Origin of the sequence: Kitasatospora sp. MBT66 (genome assembly GCF_000710405.2) — a bacterium.
Classification (GTDB): Bacteria; Actinomycetota; Actinomycetes; order Streptomycetales; family Streptomycetaceae; genus Kitasatospora; species Kitasatospora purpeofusca.
Map to the genome: position 1 here is coordinate 123,340 of NZ_JAIY01000007.1, position 17,435 is coordinate 140,774.

At 71.3% G+C, this 17,435-nt stretch carries 20 protein-coding genes; 4 read left to right on the forward strand and 16 right to left on the reverse strand.

Annotated features, from left to right (window positions below; genetic code table 11):
• The first annotated feature begins 16 nt into the window (after positions 1-16).
• On the forward strand, positions 17-547 hold the full coding sequence (locus tag BI06_RS19920) for a DUF2511 domain-containing protein (RefSeq protein ID WP_233290245.1): 531 nt from the start codon (positions 17-19) through the stop codon (positions 545-547).
• Between the two features lie 62 nt (positions 548-609).
• Here the strand turns inward: BI06_RS19920 and BI06_RS19925 are convergent, their stop codons facing one another.
• The 10 genes from BI06_RS19925 to BI06_RS19970 form a co-directional block, all read right to left on the reverse strand.
• Positions 610-1,176, reverse strand: a complete 567-nt coding sequence (locus tag BI06_RS19925; RefSeq protein WP_043470183.1) for a hypothetical protein — start codon at positions 1,174-1,176, stop codon at positions 610-612.
• The gene (locus BI06_RS19930; RefSeq protein ID WP_043470186.1) at positions 1,173-1,415 is read right to left on the reverse strand and encodes a hypothetical protein; all 243 of its coding nucleotides are present in this window, start codon (positions 1,413-1,415) and stop codon (positions 1,173-1,175) included. Before BI06_RS19930 ends, BI06_RS19925 begins: the two co-directional genes overlap by 4 nt.
• Positions 1,384-1,794 (reverse strand): helix-turn-helix domain-containing protein, encoded by a 411-nt coding sequence (locus BI06_RS19935; RefSeq protein WP_051741449.1) that lies wholly within the window; start codon positions 1,792-1,794, stop codon positions 1,384-1,386. The genes BI06_RS19930 and BI06_RS19935 overlap by 32 nt, the downstream gene beginning before the upstream one ends.
• Entirely contained in the window at positions 1,784-2,053 is a 270-nt protein-coding gene (locus BI06_RS19940) for a hypothetical protein (protein WP_043470189.1), read from the reverse strand. The genes BI06_RS19935 and BI06_RS19940 overlap by 11 nt, the downstream gene beginning before the upstream one ends.
• Positions 2,050-2,520: a hypothetical protein gene (locus tag BI06_RS19945; protein ID WP_043470191.1), complete on the reverse strand. Its 471-nt coding sequence runs from the start codon at positions 2,518-2,520 to the stop codon at positions 2,050-2,052. The genes BI06_RS19940 and BI06_RS19945 overlap by 4 nt, the downstream gene beginning before the upstream one ends.
• Positions 2,521-2,637: 117 nt before the next feature.
• Positions 2,638-2,841, reverse strand: a complete 204-nt coding sequence (locus BI06_RS19950; protein ID WP_043470194.1) for a hypothetical protein — start codon at positions 2,839-2,841, stop codon at positions 2,638-2,640.
• A 259-nt stretch (positions 2,842-3,100) separates the two neighbouring features.
• A complete protein-coding gene (locus tag BI06_RS19955; RefSeq protein WP_051741451.1) occupies positions 3,101-4,657 on the reverse strand; it encodes an AAA family ATPase in 1,557 nt (518 codons plus the stop codon).
• Positions 4,654-4,836 carry a hypothetical protein gene (locus BI06_RS19960; RefSeq protein WP_043470197.1) on the reverse strand — a complete coding sequence of 61 codons (183 nt, stop codon included), beginning with the start codon at positions 4,834-4,836 and terminating at the stop codon, positions 4,654-4,656. The genes BI06_RS19955 and BI06_RS19960 overlap by 4 nt, the downstream gene beginning before the upstream one ends.
• Complete coding sequence (locus BI06_RS19965; RefSeq protein WP_043470200.1) at positions 4,833-5,597, reverse strand: hypothetical protein; 765 nt, start codon at positions 5,595-5,597, stop codon at positions 4,833-4,835. Before BI06_RS19965 ends, BI06_RS19960 begins: the two co-directional genes overlap by 4 nt.
• Positions 5,598-5,721: 124 nt before the next feature.
• Positions 5,722-5,916 carry a helix-turn-helix domain-containing protein gene (locus BI06_RS19970; RefSeq protein WP_233290230.1) on the reverse strand — a complete coding sequence of 65 codons (195 nt, stop codon included), beginning with the start codon at positions 5,914-5,916 and terminating at the stop codon, positions 5,722-5,724.
• A gap of 123 nt (positions 5,917-6,039) precedes the next feature.
• Between BI06_RS19970 and BI06_RS46535 the strand changes: the two genes are divergently transcribed.
• On the forward strand, positions 6,040-6,522 hold the full coding sequence (locus tag BI06_RS46535) for a helix-turn-helix domain-containing protein (RefSeq protein ID WP_199523321.1): 483 nt from the start codon (positions 6,040-6,042) through the stop codon (positions 6,520-6,522).
• Positions 6,515-7,711 carry a tyrosine-type recombinase/integrase gene (locus BI06_RS19980; protein ID WP_082558591.1) on the forward strand — a complete coding sequence of 399 codons (1,197 nt, stop codon included), beginning with the start codon at positions 6,515-6,517 and terminating at the stop codon, positions 7,709-7,711. Before BI06_RS46535 ends, BI06_RS19980 begins: the two co-directional genes overlap by 8 nt.
• Positions 7,712-7,939: 228 nt before the next feature.
• Here the strand turns inward: BI06_RS19980 and rpsT are convergent, their stop codons facing one another.
• Both rpsT and BI06_RS19990 read right to left on the reverse strand, forming a co-directional pair.
• The gene (gene rpsT, locus BI06_RS19985) at positions 7,940-8,209 is read right to left on the reverse strand and encodes a 30S ribosomal protein S20 (RefSeq protein WP_030309778.1); all 270 of its coding nucleotides are present in this window, start codon (positions 8,207-8,209) and stop codon (positions 7,940-7,942) included.
• A 227-nt stretch (positions 8,210-8,436) separates the two neighbouring features.
• On the reverse strand, positions 8,437-8,742 hold the full coding sequence (locus tag BI06_RS19990) for an antibiotic biosynthesis monooxygenase (RefSeq protein WP_030395757.1): 306 nt from the start codon (positions 8,740-8,742) through the stop codon (positions 8,437-8,439).
• A gap of 246 nt (positions 8,743-8,988) precedes the next feature.
• On the opposite strand from BI06_RS19990, the gene lepA reads away from it, so the two are divergent.
• Positions 8,989-10,860, forward strand: a complete 1,872-nt coding sequence (lepA, locus tag BI06_RS19995) for a translation elongation factor 4 (protein WP_078880277.1) — start codon at positions 8,989-8,991, stop codon at positions 10,858-10,860.
• A 108-nt stretch (positions 10,861-10,968) separates the two neighbouring features.
• On the opposite strand, the gene BI06_RS20000 is transcribed toward lepA, so the two are convergent.
• From BI06_RS20000 to BI06_RS20015, 4 genes are all read right to left on the reverse strand, one after another.
• Positions 10,969-12,036 carry an NAD(P)/FAD-dependent oxidoreductase gene (locus BI06_RS20000; protein WP_043470210.1) on the reverse strand — a complete coding sequence of 356 codons (1,068 nt, stop codon included), beginning with the start codon at positions 12,034-12,036 and terminating at the stop codon, positions 10,969-10,971.
• Between the two features lie 128 nt (positions 12,037-12,164).
• Positions 12,165-13,169: an RNA polymerase sigma factor SigJ gene (gene sigJ, locus BI06_RS20005; protein ID WP_078880278.1), complete on the reverse strand. Its 1,005-nt coding sequence runs from the start codon at positions 13,167-13,169 to the stop codon at positions 12,165-12,167.
• 156 nt (positions 13,170-13,325) lie between these two features.
• The gene (locus tag BI06_RS20010) at positions 13,326-15,224 is read right to left on the reverse strand and encodes an ABC transporter ATP-binding protein (RefSeq protein WP_051741533.1); all 1,899 of its coding nucleotides are present in this window, start codon (positions 15,222-15,224) and stop codon (positions 13,326-13,328) included.
• 212 nt (positions 15,225-15,436) lie between these two features.
• Positions 15,437-17,170: an ABC transporter ATP-binding protein gene (locus BI06_RS20015; protein WP_030395762.1), complete on the reverse strand. Its 1,734-nt coding sequence runs from the start codon at positions 17,168-17,170 to the stop codon at positions 15,437-15,439.
• Positions 17,171-17,435: the final 265 nt, after the last annotated feature.

Consider the following 17,435-nt stretch of genomic DNA (forward strand, 5'->3'; position numbering starts at 1 on the left):
AGGGACCGTGGACGACATGACGCCGCAGGTGCGGTGGGAGTTGAGCGAGCGCCAGAGACTCCGGAAGGAGCAGGAGCAGGAGCAGGCCCTGCGGGAGGGTAAGCGCGGCCTGTACATCCTCGGCGGGGTGGCGCTGGCCGCAGGGCTGATCTGGGCGGTGACCGCCGTCGATTCGGACGATGAGTACGCTTCCGTGCCGGCCGCCGCCGAGACGGCCACCCGGTACACGCCGGCCACGCCCTCAACATCCGCGACGGCCGGCGCTGCGGTGCCGCCGCCAGCAGCGGCAGCGGGTTCCGCGCACAGCCGTACGGTGTCGCGGGGGACGCTCACGCCGTGGCCGTTCACCGTCGAGTCGGGCCTGCTGCGCTGCCGGCCCGGCCAGCAGGTGACGTTCGAGACCGGCGATGTCGAGTACGGCGTGAACGGGCTCGCTCAGAGCAAGTACCCGAAGCCGCAGCCGATCTGGGCCGATGACCCGAACCTGGGGTACGGGCTGAAGGTCGACATCAGCACGGTGATCGAGGCCGGCCGGGCACTCTGCTGAGATCCCGACACGACGAAACGCCCGGCCGCCGCGCTGGCGGCCGGGCGCATTCTGCTGCTCGGTCATGCGGCGCGGCTGCTCCGGCGGGCCAAGTCGGCGTGCATCAGCCGGTTGGCCGCCTCGTTGAGCGCGCGGTCCGCGACCGACCTCCCGCCAAGCTGGGCATACACCGTCCCCTCGACGGTGACCGTCTCGTGCTGGTAGCTGCTACCGACGTCGAGGTCGGACTCGTGGCACACCGGGGAGGCGAGCTGCGGTATGGCGGCCTGGATCGCGTGGTTGCGCCGGTCGACCAGGTCCAGGAGCTCGAACAGCGCGTCTTCGGCGCGCTTGGCCGCGGCCCCGATGTCCTCGGGCGTGCAGTCGGTGACCGTAGCGAGGAAGGCGTCCCGGCGCCGCGCGGCCTCCGCGTTCGTCTGGGCCTTGCGGGCACTCTCGGCCTTGCGCTGGGCGGCCTCGCGCCGGAGCTGGGCGAACCGGCGGAGGCCGCGTGCTTCCTCGACCTGCTCGGCGGTCACGGTGTCGTCTCCGTCGCGGACCCGGTCTTCGAGGGCGGCGAGCAGCTGCTCGGCCTCGGCGGCTTCCTGGTCTCCGGCGGCGGTGATCTGGTCGGGGGTCTGGTTGGTCACGGGTTCCTCCGTGCTTCTCGGCGGGCCTGGATGACGGCGTGGACGGCGGCTTCGTTCTGCTGGTGTACGGCGTGGGTTTCGGCGGTGGCGGCCTCGCGGGCCTCGATGCGCAGGCGTGCGGCCTCGCGTAGGGCGTCCTCGGTGGCCTCGGGGTCGTTGAGGCCGGCGGCGGTCTGAAGGACGTCGCGGGCGCGGGCGGCGAGCCGGTCAGCGCTGCTCTGCGGGGGCTGGGTGGGCATGGGCTGCTCCGTGGCGGTAGGCGTCGAGGGACGCGGGGTCGATGAGCCAGGCCGGGCCGGCGCGGCGGCCAACGATTCGGCCGGCCCGGACCAGGCGCCGCACGTACTCGGGGCTGCAGGCCAGGAGTTCCGCGGCCTCGGGTGCGGTCAGTTCCACACTGGTAGGGGCGGCGTCGGGAGTTCCGGTGGCGGAACACGGTTGGTGTTCGGCGGAGTTGTGGAGTGCGTGCAGCAGCCGGACGGTGCGGGGGCTGAGGTGGGTACCGTCGGCGCGGCAGCGGGCGGCGAGGCCGACCACCAGTGGTCGCAGGAGCTCTCGTGCCACGTCTGGCGGGATCAGGACCGTGCCGTCCGGCAGCAGCAGGTCGTCACTGTCCATCGGCGGACTCGCCGGCCGACCGCTGGAGCAGTTCGGCGCGCAGGGCGTTGGCGATGCGGGCCTGCTGGCCGGGGTCCTGGCGGTCGCTGCCGCGGGGCATGAGCACCCCGAGGGCGAGGCTGGCGAGGCCGTAGACCACGTCCCCGAGGTCGTCCGGGGTGAGGTCGTCGAGGAGGGCGTCCACGTCGGTGGTGCGGCCGTCGGCGGCGGTGGCGAGCAGGGCCAGCACGCGGCGCTCGACGTCGGTTCGGGGGGTCACTGGGGTGTCCCTTCGTCGGGCTGCTGCTGGTCGTCCTGCTGCTCGTTCCAGACGCTGGCGAGACCGGCCATCAGGTTGCCGAGCATGGAACGTGCTTCCTCGACTCCCTGGTCGGTGCTGTCCACGCTGGCGATGCGGACGTGGGCGTTGGTGAGGACGGCGACGGAGCGGGCGAGGTCGAAGAACTCTCGTGCCTTCCCGGCGCGGTGGAGTCGGTGGCGGGCTTCGGCGATGTCGTCGAGCAGGCCGGAGGCGAGCAGGCTGCGAGCCTGCTTCATGTCGATCACGCGGGCCTCGACCGCGGCGGCGGTGGCGGTGCGGTCGAAGGTGACGCCGGCCGCCGAGCAGATCCGTGTCACGGAGGCGGGGGAGACGCCGGAGAGGCGTGCGACTTCGTTGCGGGGGTGACCGCTGCGTGCGAGGTCGAGGACGGTCTCGCGCTGGTCTTCGGGAATGGGGGCGGGCATGGGTTGAGCTCCTCTCGCGCGTAAGGCCTGGACTGGTCCGCGCGGCGGCGGGGTTGTTGCTCAAACGGAGATGACTGGGGGGTCGTTGCGGTATCGCAACGGCTGGTGGGCTGGGGTTCAGGCGGCGTCGGGGGGTTCCGGTTCCGTAGTGCCTGCCGGGGGCTGTTCGCGCTGCTGGAGGCGGGCGAGCTTGAGGTGGTGGCGTGCGGCGAGGCCGGCTTGTCGGGCGGCGGCGAGTCGGGCGCGGCGGGCGGCGGTGGCGGCGCGGCGGGCGGCGGCCTGGGCGATGAGCGCGGTGACGCGGTCTTCGGGGGTGGACATACGGGGCTCCTGAAGGTGGGGCCCGGAGTGCCGGGCCTGTACGTGCTACGTGGGCCCGCATCTTCAACATCTTCTGTCTGACCTGCGGTTATGTGCCCTCATCTTCTCCGCGCCTTCTCCCCCGCCTTCCCCGCACCTTCTCGGGGAGAAGATGAGGGTCGAGCGAGAAGATGCGGAGAAGATGAGGGAGAAGGTGAGGGGTTAAAAGAGCAGGTCAGAGAGAAGATGAGAAGGTGCGGGGTGCGTATGGGGAGGGTGGCTACGGTTCGGTGCCGACTTCGGGCAGCCGCCAGACCCACGAGGCGTTGAGGATCTTGGGCTTGACGCTGCTGACCTTGAGGCGGGCCTTCGCGGAGCGGAGCGCTGTGGGTGTGATCCCGGCGGCACGGGCGGCCTGTTCGATCTCCTTCGGCGGGGCTTCGCCCCCGCGCTGGGGGTCTTCGAGGTAGTCCCGCAGCCATGCGGCGGCCTCGGACAGCTCCGCCCGATCGGCGTTGGGAGGCCCGTCGGCGGCGCGCAGGGCGTCCCGGACGCTGGTGCTGGATTCCCCGCCGAGGACGAACCGCGAGACGTACGCCGGGCCTTCCTCCGTGGCCACGGTGAACGGCTGGATCGTGTAGCTGTACGACGGCAGTCCGAGCCTGCCCAGGTTGTTCTTCTCCAGCGACATGACGAACTCGGCGTCGCCCTGGTCGTCCTCCTGCTGGGCGAATGCGACCAGGGAGCGGATGAGCTGGCCGAACGCGCCGGATCCGGCGACGCGGGACAGCACGTCGGAGCCGCCGGCCTTGGTGAAGTGGGCGAGGCCGACGATGGTGAAGCCGTGCCGTTCGGCGGCGGCGACGAGCGGTTCGAGGGCTTCGCGGACCTCGGCGGCGCGGTAGTCGTTGATGCTGCTGTCGATGAGCGACAGCAGCGGGTCGGCGACGAGCAGGGCGACTCCGTGGGCTTCGGCGGCCTCACCGAGACGGCCGGTGTCCACGGGCAGGGTGAGCCTGGCCGAGGCTTTGCCGTCGTCCTGGACGTCGATGCGGAAGACGAGGTCGAGGTCGGCGCCGGAGGCGATGAGCCGCGGCAGGATGGTGCGCGTCCACGAGTCCTCCGTGGCCGCGTAGATGACCGCGCGGGGCTTGCCCTGGAGCTGGCCGGGGAGGGTGCCTGTGGTGATCCTGGCGGCCATCCAGACGGCCCACTGGGACTTGCCGAGGCCGGGCCCGCCGGCGGCCAGCGCGAGGCTGTACAGGGGGATGCGGCCGTGGCTGGTCGGGGGTGCCCCGTCGGGGGTGGTGTCCCACAGCCAGTGGACCGGCCGTGCCCGCAGCGCCGAGGCCGGGGTGAGGACGATGCGGCGGGACTGCGGCGGCACGACCCCCGATGCGGCGGCGCGTTCCACGAGTCGGGCGGTTCGCTGGTTGGCGGCCTCGATCGCGGCGTGGACGTCCTCGTCGTCGTTGAGGCGTTCGAGCGCGCGCACCAGCTCGACGCGGGCGTGCTCGCGCAGGGCCATCTCGCGCAGCTTGTCAGCCTGCCAGTCCGCGACCGGAAGGCCGTGCTCGCCGATCCGGGCGAACACGCCGGGGCCGCCGATACGCCCGGTCTCCGCGGCACCGAGGGCGGCGCCGAGTGAGGCGTAGTCGACGGGCAGCCCCTCGGGGATGCGCTTCTCCAGCTGCTCCCAGACGGCGCGCGCGGGGAAGTGGGAGAGCATGTCGGCGCTGACGACCTCGGCCAGGGGCTTGTACTGGTCGGGGTTGAGCAGGGCGGTGCCGACGACGGCGAGTTCGAGGCCGGTCCGGGCGTCGATGGTGTCGGTCATTCGACCTCCCGGGTGGCATCAAGGTCGGGGAAGCGGCGGCGGATCTCCCAGCGCTGCCAGCCCTGTTCGACGAGGCGGTTGACCTCGGCGTCCTGCTCGGCATCGCTGAGGCCGTACGGGGACGGCCCGAGGGCCCCCGCCGCGGTGGCGGGGGCCTCGGTGGTGGTGCGGTGGTTCACTTGCCGGCCGCCTCGACGGTGTCGGCGTCGCGCTCGATCGCGGCGGCCAGGCGCCGCAGCTGCTCGGCGAACGCGCGGGCGTCACGGGAGCCCAGCTCGACGCGGGTCGGGAACGTCTCGACCTCGATGTGCGGGGTCTGGCCGGCGTTGATCTCGAACCAGGAGCCGATGACGTGGCGGCCGTCGGCGTCGTCGGCGTGGTGCGCGGTGCCGAAGTGGTTGACGTTCGGGCTGTCGAAGTCGGGGTCGGGCAGGTGGCTGTTGGCGCAGCCGGGGACGGTGCACTCGGCCTTGCTGCCGGGCAGGTGGATCGGCTGGCCGGAGTTGGCCGGGTCGTTGTACTGGCGCCAGACGAGGGTGCGGACCACGTGGTCGCGCTCGGTGGCGTCCTGGCCGCGCGGGAGGAGGAGGTACGGGCGGCCGTCGATCGGCTGCAGCAGCATGCCGGTGTAGGTGGTGCGGACGGTGGCCGGCAGTTCGGCGCGGTCGATCTCCTGCAGGTCGAGGCCGACGCGGTCGAGCAGGGTGTCCGTGGGCAGGTAGCGGACGACGTCGGGGGTGAGGGGGCCGCCGTCGAGGGCGCGGAGCGTTTCGGCGACGACGCGGGTGGTGGCGCGGGGGTCGGGGGTGGCGGCGACGAGTGCCATCACCTCCTCCGCGGTCGGCTTCGGCTCGCTGGTGGCGTCGGCGAGCGCCATCAGGTCGTCTCTCGCGGGGGCGGTGTTGGTGGCGATCACGCTGCGGCGGGCGGTACGGTGCATGGGAAGCCCTTCCACGGCGGCGCAACGGGTCGGTAGCCCGCGCCGCCGTTTGGCTGTTCAGGGATGGATGGTCGGGTGCTTCGGGCCCTATCTGGACGGCAATCCAGGTGGGGCCACACGCTTTTCAGGCGGCGCTGGCGGTCTCCCCGGCGAGCCACCGCTCAACGTCGCGGCGCCGGTAGCGGATCCGACCGCTCCGGCCGGAGGTGAGCTTGCGGAAGGCAGGACCGCGGCCCTGCCAGCGGTAGTTGGTCAGCGTCTGAACGCTGAGCTTCGTCAGCTCTGCGACCTCGTTCGGAGTCAGCCAGTCATCAGACAAGGCGATCCCCTTTGATCTCTTGACGCATCACTTTGATGTGTCGACGCATCAAAGAGTAGATCCATGGAGCGTTAGGTAGCAATAGGGATTGCAGGGGAATCATTTTGATGCGAGGCTGATGCTGTGGCTGACGACAAGAAGGACCTGCTCGGGCCCACGGGCGAGCACGTGCGTCGCAACGTGACGCGCATCCGGGAAGCGCGGGGGCTCACCAAGAAGGAGCTTGCGGACCGGACCGCTGAGCTGGGGAGGCCCATTCCGCCCCTTGGCGTTTCCCGAGTCGAGGCAGGTACGCGCCGTGTCGATGCCGACGATCTTGTTGTGCTGGCAGTAGCGCTGGACGTAAGCCCTTCGTCGCTTCTGCTCCCATTGGATGACCGTGAGGGGGTCCTCGTCGAAGTGACGGGTGCGGGCCAGGTGCTGGCGTCGGCGGCATGGGACTGGCTCGACGGGCGGGGCCGGCTTGGCGGGAATCCTGGCACCGACCTCAGGCCGACCCTGGACTATGAGCAGTTTGGCCGTCCGCCAGGTCGACGTCCCATTTCGGACGAGGTGGCGCAGCTGCTTCCGCAGGCGCTTTCGGTCTACGGGAGGACTGATGGCTAGGGTCTGGATCGAGGACCGCTCAACCCAGAAGGACTACATAGCCGCCATGGAGAAGTGGCGTGCGGCGAAGAAGGCCGGCAGTAAGCGGGCCGCGCCCGGTCGCTGGCGGGTCCGCTGGTACGACCCGAACGGCGCCTCGAAGTCGAAGACGTTCGGTACGGTGCCGGCCGCCGAGAAGCACCAACAGGACACGCTCGATCGGCTCGACAAGGGCACCTACCGCGACCCGAAGCAGGGCCGGACCCTCTTCTCGGACGTGGCCGCCGGGTGGTTCGGGGCGCTCCGCCGGCCCGGGGAGCGCACGAAGGACGACTACCGCGAGCTGCTGGACCTCTACGTCCTGCCGAAATGGGGGACGTGGCCGGTCGCCTCGATCCGGTGGGAGAACGTCTCGGAGTGGTTGACCGAGCTGTGCAACGCCCCCGGCAAGCGGGGCAAGCCGCTCTCCCCGGCTCGGATCGCGAAGATCCACCTGGTGTTCGGCATGGTGCTGAAGTACGCCGTGCGGACGGGGAAGATCGCGACCAGCCCGGCGGTGGACCATGAGCTTCCCCAGGACGAGGACGACGACGATCACGTCTACCTCACGCACGACCAGGTCGAGGCGCTGGCCGCCGCCGCGGGCGAGTACGCGCTGCTGCTGCTCGTGCTGGCCTACTGCGGGATCCGGTGGGGCGAGGTGTCGGCGCTCAAGGCCGGCCGGGTGCAGGCGTCCACGCGGCGGCTGCGGATCGTGCAGGCGTACACCCGCAAGCGCGGCGGCGGGCTGCTGCTCAAGGACGTGAAGAACCACGAGAAGCGGTCCGTGCCGCTGCTCGGCTCGCTGGTAGCCGATCTGCGGGACGCGCTCAAGGGGAAGGGGCGGGATGCCCTGCTGTTCACCGGCCGCGACGGCGAGCCGATGGGCTACTGGGAGTTCCGCTCGACCGTCTTCGATCCGGCGGTCAAGGCGGCCGGGCTCGACGGCCTCGGCCTCACCCCGCACAAGCTCCGGCACACCGCGGCCTCGCTGGCGATCGCGGCCGGCGCGGACGTCAAGGTGGTGCAGCAGATGCTCGGCCACAAGTCGGCGGCCATGACACTCGACGTCTACGGGCACCTGTTCCCGGACCGGCTCGACGAGGTGGCGAACGCGCTCGACACGGGCCGCGCCGCCGCACTGGCGGCCAGGACTGCGCTCGCCGCGTAGCGGTCCGTCCGGAGCCATGTGTACAAAATGCGTACTGCCCGCCCGGTGTGTACCGGACGGGCAGTAGTGAAGGGGCCTATGAGCTGCCACTTTCGGTCATTCTCTGTGCACCGCACCCGCGTGGCGAACGCAGGCCGCGTGCGGTGCGAAGTCTGTTGTGCGCCTCGGGGGTTCCGGGTAGAGGGCCGGGCGTCCCGAGGGGTGGGGCCGTCGTGCGGCCCCGAGGCGTCAGGCCTGGACGGCGGTGTTGACGCGCTTGGTGATGGCCGACTTCTTGTTGGCGGCCTGGTTGGCGTGGATGACGCCCTTGCTCACGGCCTTGTCCAGCGCCTTGGAGGCGGCGCGGGCCAGCTCGGTGGCCTTCTCGGTCTCGCCGGCGGCAGCGGCCTCGCGGGCCTTGCGCAGAGCGGTCTTCAGCGAGGACTTGACGGCCTTGTTGCGCAGGCGCGCCTTCTCGTTGGTCTTGTTGCGCTTGATCTGGGACTTGATGTTCGCCACGAAAGTGCCTCAGTCTGTGAAATCGGTTCTGGGGGTTCCCCGGCCGGAGGCTGGGGAGGTTTGCACCAGCGACCCTTGGAGCAGCTGAGAGGGCATGCCGGGGCCAGGTGCAGCGGCCAACGCTACCAGGGCGGACGGGCCCGGCCCAAACCGGGCGGGCACGGCGCGGGCACGGCGCGGGCGCGCGCTGGGCGCCCGGTGGAGGCGCGACGGGCGCCCGGTGCCGGTCAGGCCCGCAGCAGCGGCTCGCCGTAGTGCTCGACCTCGGGGAACGGCCGGTAGAAGTGGTGCAGCAGCGCACGCCACCGCTGGTACTCGGGGGAGCGGCGGAATCCCTCGGTGTGGTCGGTGAGGTTCTCCCACTCCACCTGGAGCAGGAACCGGGAGCCGCGCCCCTCGTCCAGGCAGCGGCGCAGGGCCAGCGAGCGGAAGCCGGGCCGGCCGGCGATCAGGGGGCGGGCCTCGGTGAAGGCGGCGAGGAATTCCTCCTCCTGGCCGGGCAGCACGTCGAGCAGGGCGCTTTCGAGGATCATGGCTCGCCATCCTGCCGTGCGACCTCGACCGCGGGAGCCGTCCCGCGGGCCCCGGGGACCCCTCGCGACAGCCCGCTTCGGGGCCCCCGGGCGGCCCGAAGCGGACGGGTGGCGCGCGGTCCGCCCGCGGGAGGTGGGAAGATGGGAGGAACTATCTCGATCGGACGACCGTCCGGTCGCCCGGGAAGCCGGTCAGCGATGATCCGGACACCCCCGGCCCCCGGACCAACGGAGAATCGGACCAAGGTGCCCGCGACCCCCAGCAATGTGCCAGAGCCCAGCCGTACCGACCCGGCGCTGATCCGCAACTTCTGCATCATCGCCCACATCGACCACGGCAAGTCGACCCTCGCCGACCGGATGCTGCAGATCACCGGTGTGGTCGACCCGCGGCAGATGCGCGCCCAGTACCTCGACCGCATGGACATCGAGCGCGAGCGCGGCATCACGATCAAGTCGCAGGCCGTCCGTCTCCCGTGGGCGCCGAGGACCGGTCCCCACGCCGGGAACACGCACATCCTCAACATGATCGACACCCCGGGACACGTGGACTTCACGTACGAGGTGTCGCGTTCCCTCGCGGCCTGCGAGGGCACCGTCCTGGTCGTCGACGCGGCCCAGGGCATCGAGGCGCAGACCCTCGCCAACCTGTACCTGGCGCTGGAGAACGACCTCACGATCGTCCCGGTGCTGAACAAGATCGACCTGCCGGCCGCGCAGCCGGAGAAGTACGCCGCGGAGATCGCCCACATCATCGGCTGCGACCCGTCCGACGTGCTTCAGGTCAGTGCCAAGACCGGTCTCGGTGTCGAGGACCTGCTGGACCACATCGTCAACACCGTCCCGGCCCCGGTCGGCGTCAAGGACGCCCCGGCCCGCGCGATGATCTTCGACTCGGTGTACGACTCCTACCGCGGCGTGGTCACCTACGTCCGTGTCGTGGACGGTCAGCTGACCAAGCGCGAGCGCATCGCGATGATGTCCACCGGCGCCACCCACGAGCTGCTGGAGATCGGCGTCATCTCGCCGGAGCCGAAGGTCGCCGACGGCTTGGGCGTCGGCGAGGTGGGCTACATCATCACCGGTGTGAAGGACGTCCGGCAGTCCAAGGTCGGTGACACCATCACGTCGATGCACAAGGGTGCCACCGAGGCGCTCGGCGGCTACAAGGACCCGCGTCCGATGGTGTTCTCGGGCCTGTACCCGCTGGACGGCTCGGACTACCCGCTGCTGCGCGACGCCCTGGACAAGCTGCGGCTGAACGACGCGGCGCTGGTGTACGAGCCGGAGACCTCGGTCGCGCTCGGCTTCGGCTACCGCTGCGGCTTCCTCGGCCTGCTGCACCTGGAGATCATCCGGGAGCGCCTGGAGCGCGAGTTCAACCTCGACCTCATCTCCACCGCCCCGAACGTGGTCTACCGGGTGATCATGGAGGACGGCTCCGAGCACACCGTCACCAACCCGAGCGAGTTCCCGGTCGGCAAGATCGCCGAGGTGTACGAGCCGGTCGTGCGCGGCACCATCCTGGCGCCGAACGAGTTCGTCGGCGCGATCATGGAGCTGTGCCAGTCCCGCCGCGGCAACCTCCAGGGCATGGACTACCTGTCCGAGGACCGGGTCGAGCTGCGCTACACCCTTCCGCTCGCGGAGATCGTCTTCGACTTCTTCGACCAGCTGAAGTCCAAGACCCGCGGCTACGCCTCGCTCGACTACGAGCCCATCGGCGAGCAGACGGCCGACCTGGTCAAGGTCGACATCCTGCTGCACGGCGACGCGGTGGACGCGTTCTCCGCGATCGTGCACAAGGACAAGGCCTACGGCTACGGCGTGATGATGGCCGGCAAGCTGCAGAAGCTGATCCCGCGCCAGCAGTTCGAGGTGCCGATCCAGGCCGCGATCGGCTCCCGGGTGATCGCCCGTGAGACCGTCCGCGCCATCCGCAAGGACGTCCTCGCCAAGTGCTACGGCGGTGACATCTCCCGTAAGCGGAAGCTGCTGGAGAAGCAGAAGGAGGGCAAGAAGCGGATGAAGATGGTCGGCCGCGTGGAGGTCCCGCAGGAGGCCTTCATCGCCGCGCTGTCCACCGACGCCGAGACCCCCAAGGGCGAGAAGAAGTAACCGAAGAAGTAACCGAGGGCGGAAGGCGGCCGGGGAGGACCCGGCCGCTCGCCCTCCACCGTGAGGGGCCCGGGACGCGATGCGTGTCCCGGGCCCCTCACGTGTGCTTCAGCGCAGCGACATGACGACGCTCTTCAGGATCGCGGCCTTGATCAGCCGCCCGGTCCGGCCGGTGAGCACGGTGGGTCGCATCGAGTCGTCGCCGTGGATCAGCTGGACCAGCCCGTCGCGCCGCCCGAGGCTCAGGCACTGCACGAGGTAGCGGAAGGCGAACGGCTTGTCGGTGCGCCCGGCGAGCAGCTTGCCGAGGTACTGGCCCTGCGGCAGGGCGGTGGCGCAGCCCATCCGCAGGGTGCCGGTGCCGGGGACGGTGACCTCGGCGGCGTCGCCGATCACGTGCACCTCGGGGTGCGAGACCGACCGCAGGTGGTCGTCGACGATCGCCCGGCCGGCCGGGGTGACGGCGAGGCCGGCCTCGGCGGCGAGCGGGTGCGGTTCCATCGAGGCGGCCCAGACGACCAGGTCGGCGGGGATCCGGCCGCCGGCGGTGGTGAGGCCCTCGGCGTCGACGGCGGTGACGGCGGTCTGCTCGTGGCTCGCGACGCCGAGTCCGCGCAGCACCCGGTGGACGTGGCCGCGGCCCTTGGCCGAGAACCAGCCGCCGACCTGCTCGGCGGCGACGATCCGTACGGTCCAGTCGGGGTGGGCCTCGGCGAGTTCGGCGGCCAGTTCGATGCCGGTGGCGCCGCCGCCGACCACGGCGACGGTGCCGGGGCGGTCGGCGGTGCGCAGCCGTTCGGCGATCCCGGCGGCGTGTTCGGCGGCGTAGGCGTGCTCGGCGGCGCCGGGGACGTCGTGCCAGGCGGTGCGGCTGCCGAGGGCGTGGACCAGGGTGTCGTAGGCGACGACCTCGCCGTTGTCGAGGGTGATCTTGCGGCCGGCGAGGTCGATCCCGGTGGCGCGGGCGGCGATGTGGCGGACGGCGCGTCCGCGCAGCACCTCGGCGAGGGCGGGCCGGTGCTCGGGGTGCCCGGCGGCGGTCTCGTGCTGCCGGATGCGGTGCAGGATCCGCTGCTCGGGGGCGATCAGGGTGACCTGCCCGCGCTTGCCGGCACGGGTGGCGGCGGCGAGGCCCGCGTAGCCGGCGCCCAGTACGACGATCTGCTTCTCGGTCATGTCGTCCCGCTCCTTCGTGGCGCCGTCGGCGGCGTCCTCTTCCGGCGCCCCCGGGGTGGCCGGGGAACGCTCTCCGCGTGTTCGGAAGGGGGACGACGGAGCCGGCCGGAGTGTGACGGTGACCCGCGTCACACCGCCGGCGGGGTGGTGGCGGGGTTGAGGTGGGTGAGCTTCTCCGGGTTGACCACGGTGTAGGCGGAGGTGATCCGGCCGTCGGCGACGGTGAAGCCGACCACGCCGCCGACCAGGCCCGGCTGCTGGTACCAGACCAGGCCGGGTTCGCCGTTGACCAGGGCGAACTCGATGACGGTGTCGGGGGTGCCCCACTTGGTGACCATGCCGGCGACGAGCCGGGAGACCTTCTCCGCACCGAAGACCGGGCGGGCGCCGGCGGTGACGAGGCCGCCGCCGTCGGAGTGCCAGACCACCTCGGGGTCGAGGACGGCGAGCAGGCCCTCGATGTCGCCGCGGGCGGTGGCGGCGGCGAACGCCTCGACGGCCTGCCGGTGCTCGGCGGGGTCGGCGGTGGCCCGGCGGCCGCCGTCCTTGACCCGGCGGCGGGCGCGGGAGGCGAGCTGGCGGGCGGCGTCGGGGCTGCGGTCGAGGGAGGCGGCGATCTCGTCGAAGCCGACGGCGAAGACGTCGTGCAGCACGAAGGCGGCGCGTTCGGCGGGGGTGAGCTGTTCGAGGACGGCGAGCAGGGCCAGCGAGACGGATTCGCCGAGTTCGGCGAGCTCGGCGGGGGAGGCGGGGCCGCTCTGGTAGGAGACGGACGGTTCGGGCAGCCATTCGCCGAAGTAGGACTCGCGGCGGGCCCGGGCGGAACCGAGCTGGTCGTAGCAGAGGCGGGTGACGACGGTGGTGAGGAAGGCGCGGGGGTCGGCGACGGCGGCGCGGTCGGCGGCGCGCCAGCGCAGCCAGGCCTCCTGGAGGACGTCCTCGGCGTCGGTGAAGGAGCCGAGCATCCGGTAGGCGACGGAGCCGAGGTAGCGCCGGTTGGCCTCGAAGGCGTCCGGGGCGGTGCCGCCGGTCGTGGCGTCGGTGCTGCCGGTGGTGGCCCGGGCGCTGCCGGTGCCACCGCTGCCGCTGCCGGTGCTGGGCGCGGCGGTGGCCGCCGACGGTTCGTCACTCACGGCCCTACGGTAGCGTCCCGCCCCCCGGCGGGGCAGGGTGGGACGGCCCCGGACGTGCGGGAACCCGGGGCGACCGGCTGTCGGGCCGGCCGCCCCGGGTTCGCCGGGAGGCTCACCGGGAGGTGGGCGGGGAAGGCGCGCGACCGCGCCCGGGGGCTACTCGACCTCGGCGACCGCCTCGGCGAACTGCGCCTGGTAGAGCCGGGCGTAGGCCCCGTCGGCGGCGATCAGCTCGTCGTGGCCGCCCTGCTCGACGATGGAGCCGTTCTCCATCACCAGGATCACGTCGGCGTCCCGGATGGTGGAGAGCCGGTGCGCGATGACGAAGCTGGTGCGGCCGGTGCGCAGCCGGGCCATGGCCCGCTGGATGAGCACCTCGGTGCGGGTGTCGACGGAGCTGGTGGCCTCGTCGAGGACCAGGATCGACGGCTGGGCGAGGAAGGCGCGGGCGATGGTGATGAGCTGCTTCTCGCCGGCGCTGACGCCGGTGCCCTCGTCGTCGATGACCGTGTCGTAGCCGTCCGGCAGGGTGCGGACGAAGCGGTCGACGTGGGCGGCCCGGGCGGCCTCGACCACCTGCTCGCGGGTGGCGCCGTCGGCGCCGTAGGCGATGTTGTCGGCGATGCTGCCGCCGAACAGCCAGGTGTCCTGGAGGACCATGCCGATCCCGGAGCGCAGGTCCTCGCGGGACATGGCGGCGATGTCGACGCCGTCGAGGGTGATCCGCCCGGCGCTGACCTCGTAGAACCGCATCAGCAGGTTGACCATGGTGGTCTTGCCGGCGCCGGTGGGGCCGACGATGGCGACGGTCTGGCCGGGTTCGACCTTGAGCGAGAGGTCGTCGATGAGCGGCTTGTCGGGGTCGTAGCGGAACGCGACGTCCTGGAAGACCACCCGGCCGCGCAGGGTGTCGGGGCGTTCCGGCATGGCCGGTTCGGGGGTCTGCTCGGCCGAGTCGAGGAGTTCGAAGACGCGTTCGGCGGAGGCGACGCCGGACTGCACCAGGTTGGCCATGCTGGCGACCTGGGTGAGCGGCTGGCTGAACTGCCGCGAGTACTGGATGAAGGCCTGGACGTCGCCGATGGAGAGGGCGCCGCTGGCCACCCGCAGGCCGCCGACGACGGCGATGAGCACGTACTGGAGGTTGCCGATGAGCATCATCGCGGGCTGGATGATGCCGGAGATGAACTGGGCCTTGAAGCTGGAGGCGTAGAGGGCCTCGTTGTGCTCGCGGAAGGTGGCGGCGGACTCCTTCTGCCGGCCGAAGACCTTGACCAGGGAGTGGCCGGTGTACATCTCCTCGATGTGCGCGTTGAGCTGCCCGGTGGAGCGCCACTGCTGGACGAACTGGGGCTGGGCGCGCTTGCCGACCCGGGTGGCGACGACGACGGACAGCGGGACGGCGATCAGCGCGATCAGGGCGAGCAGCCAGGAGATCCAGAACATCATGGCGAGTACGCCGACCACGGTGAGCAGGGAGTTGATCACCTGGCCGGTGGTCTGCTGCATGGTCTGGCTGATGTTGTCGATGTCGTTGGTGACCCGGCTGAGGACCTCGCCGCGGGGCTGCTTGTCGAAGTAGCTGAGCGGCAGCCGGGCGAGCTTGGCCTCGGTGTCCTGGCGCAGCCGGTAGCCGACGCGCTGGATGGCGCGGGCGGCGAGGCGGCCCTGGACGACGCCGAAGACGGCGGAGGCGACGTAGATGGCGAGGACCCAGAGCAGGATGCTGCCGATGGCGCCGAAGTCCATGCCCTGGCCGGGGGTGAAGTCGACCGAGGAGATCAGGTTGGCGAGGTCGCCGTCGCCGCGGGCGCGCATGGCGTCGACGATCTGCTGCTTGGAGGAGCCGGCCGGGAAGCGGCTGCTGACGACGCCGGCGAAGATGAGGTCGGTGGCGTGGCCGAGGATCTTGGGACCGACGATGGCGGCGCCGATGCTGAGGACGCCCAGGCCGAGGACGCCGGCGATCAGGGCGCGTTCGGGGCGGAGCAGTTTGAGCAGCCGCTTGCCGGAGGTCTTGAAGTCCATGGACTTCTCGGCGCCCTGACCGCCCATGAAGCGGCCGGGGCCGGCGGGGCCGCGGCGGGCGGCGGCGGACTGGGAGTCACCGACCGGCGCGCCCGGTCCGCCCGGTCCGCCGGGGCCGCCCGGACGTCCACCGGGTCCGCCCGGTGCCTTGGCGAAGTCCGGTCGTCCACCGGGCGCCTTGGCGAAGTCCGGCCGTCCGGGTGCTTTGTCGGACCCGGGTGCGGGCCTGTCGGGGCTGGTCACGCCGCCTCCTGCTCGGTGAGCTGGGAGAGCACGATCTCCCGGTACGTCGGGTTGCCGGCCATGAGCTCGCCGTGGGTTCCGGTGCCGACCACGGCGCCCTCGTCGAGGACGATGATCCGGTCGGCGTCGCGGATGGTGGAGACGCGCTGGGCAACGATCACGACGGTCGCCTCGGTGGTCTCGCGGGCGAGCGCCTTGCGCAGCTTGGCGTCGGTGGCGTAGTCGAGCGCGGAGAAGGAGTCGTCGAAGAGGTAGATGTCGGGCCGGCGCACCAGGGTGCGGGCGATGGCCAGGCGCTGGCGCTGGCCGCCGGAGACGTTCCCGCCGCCCTGGGCGATGGGCGCGTCCAGGCCCTCGGGGAACTTCTCGACGAACTCCTTGGCCTGGGCGATCTCCAGCGCGTGCCAGAGCTCCTCGTCGGTGGCGTCGGGCCGGCCGTAGCGGAGGTTGCTGGCGACGGTGCCGGAGAACAGGTAGGGCTTCTGCGGGACGAGTCCGACGCTGTCCGAGACGGCGCCGGGGTCGAGTTGCCGGACGTCGACGCCGCCGAGCAGGACCTGGCCGGAGCTGACGTCGAAGAGCCGGGGGACGAGGCCGAGCAGGGTGGACTTGCCGCTGCCGGTGGAGCCGATGACGGCGGTGGTCTCGCCGGGGCGGGCGGTGATGTCGATGCCGCGCAGGACGGAGGCCTCGGCGCCGGGGTAGCGGAACTCGACCTCGCGCAGTTCGAGGTGGCCGCGGCGCAGCACCTCGGTGACGGGGTCGGTGGGCGGGACGACGCTGGACTCGGTGCCGAGCACCTCCTGGATGCGTTCGGCGCAGACCTCGGCGCGCGGCACCATCATGAACATGAAGGTGGCCATCATGACGCTCATCAGGATCTGCAGCAGGTAGGAGAGGAACGCGGTGAGTGCGCCGATCTCCATGTCGCCGCTGTTGATCCGGTGGGCGCCGAACCACAGGACGGCGACGCTGGAGATGTTGACGACCAGCATCACGCTCGGGAACAGGTAGGCCATCAGCTTGCCGACCTGCAGCGAGACGCCGGTGAGGTCCTCGTTGGCGTCGGCGAACCGGTTCTGCTCGTGGTCGTCCTTGACGAAGGCGCGGATGACCCGGATGCCGGTGATCTGCTCGCGCAGCACCCGGTTCACGGTGTCGATCTTGTCCTGCATGCTGCGGAAGCGCGGGCGGAGCTGGCGCACGAGCACGGCGACCACGACGGCGAGGGCGGGGACGACGGCCAGCAGCAGGCCGGAGAGCGGCACGTCCTGGTTGAGGGCCATGATGATGCCGCCGACGCACATGATCGGCGCCGCGACCATCATGGTGAACGACATCAGCACCAGCATCTGGACCTGCTGGACGTCGTTGGTGGTGCGGGTGATGAGGGACGGGGCGCCGAACTGGCCGACCTCGCGGGCGGAGAAGCCCTGGACGCGGTCGAAGACGGCGGCGCGGATGTCGCGGCCGACGGCCATGGCGGTGCGCGCCCCGTAGTAGACGGCGCAGATCGAGCAGAGGGTCTGGAGGACGGTGACGCCGATCATCACGGCGCCCACCTGCAGGATGTAGCCGGTGTCCCCCTTGATCACGCCGCTGTCGATGATGTCGGCGTTGAGTGTGGGCAGGTAGAGCAGCCCGAGGGTGGACACCAGCTGGAGCAGCACCAGCAGGGTGATCGGTCGGGAATAGGGGCGGAGGTACGCCCTTAGCAGTCTGATCAGCACTGGCTCACTCTTGTCGTCGGCGGCGTCTTTGGCATCCCAATTCTCGTTGTTCGGAGGGCTCGTACAGCCGATTCCGGGCAAGCGAGCCGGATCTTTGTCCGGCTCTTTGCCGAACGTTCCGGGCGGTGGGGTGGTGCCGTGCACCGATGGTTCGGGAGGGTGCCAGCTCGGTCCGCCCTCTTACGGAATGACCGGTTTCCCCCTAGGCTGCTGACAGCCCTCTTGTTACTCACTGGTACCGGCCCGGTTTGCGTCAGGCGGGCCG

What these genes read in the sequence shown, in the direction of transcription:
- BI06_RS19920 (WP_233290245.1), top strand. Translation starts at nt 17, where the DNA reads ATGACGCCGCAGGTGCGGTGGGAGTTGAGCGAGCGCCAGAGACTCCGG.
- BI06_RS19930 (WP_043470186.1), bottom strand. Translation starts at nt 1,415, where the DNA reads ATGCCCACCCAGCCCCCGCAGAGCAGCGCTGACCGGCTCGCCGCCCGC.
- BI06_RS19935 (WP_051741449.1), bottom strand. Translation starts at nt 1,794, where the DNA reads ATGGACAGTGACGACCTGCTGCTGCCGGACGGCACGGTCCTGATCCCG.
- BI06_RS19945 (WP_043470191.1), bottom strand. Translation starts at nt 2,520, where the DNA reads ATGCCCGCCCCCATTCCCGAAGACCAGCGCGAGACCGTCCTCGACCTC.
- BI06_RS19950 (WP_043470194.1), bottom strand. Translation starts at nt 2,841, where the DNA reads ATGTCCACCCCCGAAGACCGCGTCACCGCGCTCATCGCCCAGGCCGCC.
- BI06_RS19955 (WP_051741451.1), bottom strand. Translation starts at nt 4,657, where the DNA reads ATGACCGACACCATCGACGCCCGGACCGGCCTCGAACTCGCCGTCGTC.
- BI06_RS19965 (WP_043470200.1), bottom strand. Translation starts at nt 5,597, where the DNA reads ATGCACCGTACCGCCCGCCGCAGCGTGATCGCCACCAACACCGCCCCC.
- BI06_RS19980 (WP_082558591.1), top strand. Translation starts at nt 6,515, where the DNA reads ATGGCTAGGGTCTGGATCGAGGACCGCTCAACCCAGAAGGACTACATA.
- BI06_RS19990 (WP_030395757.1), bottom strand. Translation starts at nt 8,742, where the DNA reads ATGATCCTCGAAAGCGCCCTGCTCGACGTGCTGCCCGGCCAGGAGGAG.
- BI06_RS20000 (WP_043470210.1), bottom strand. Translation starts at nt 12,036, where the DNA reads ATGACCGAGAAGCAGATCGTCGTACTGGGCGCCGGCTACGCGGGCCTC.
- BI06_RS20010 (WP_051741533.1), bottom strand. Translation starts at nt 15,224, where the DNA reads ATGGGCGGTCAGGGCGCCGAGAAGTCCATGGACTTCAAGACCTCCGGC.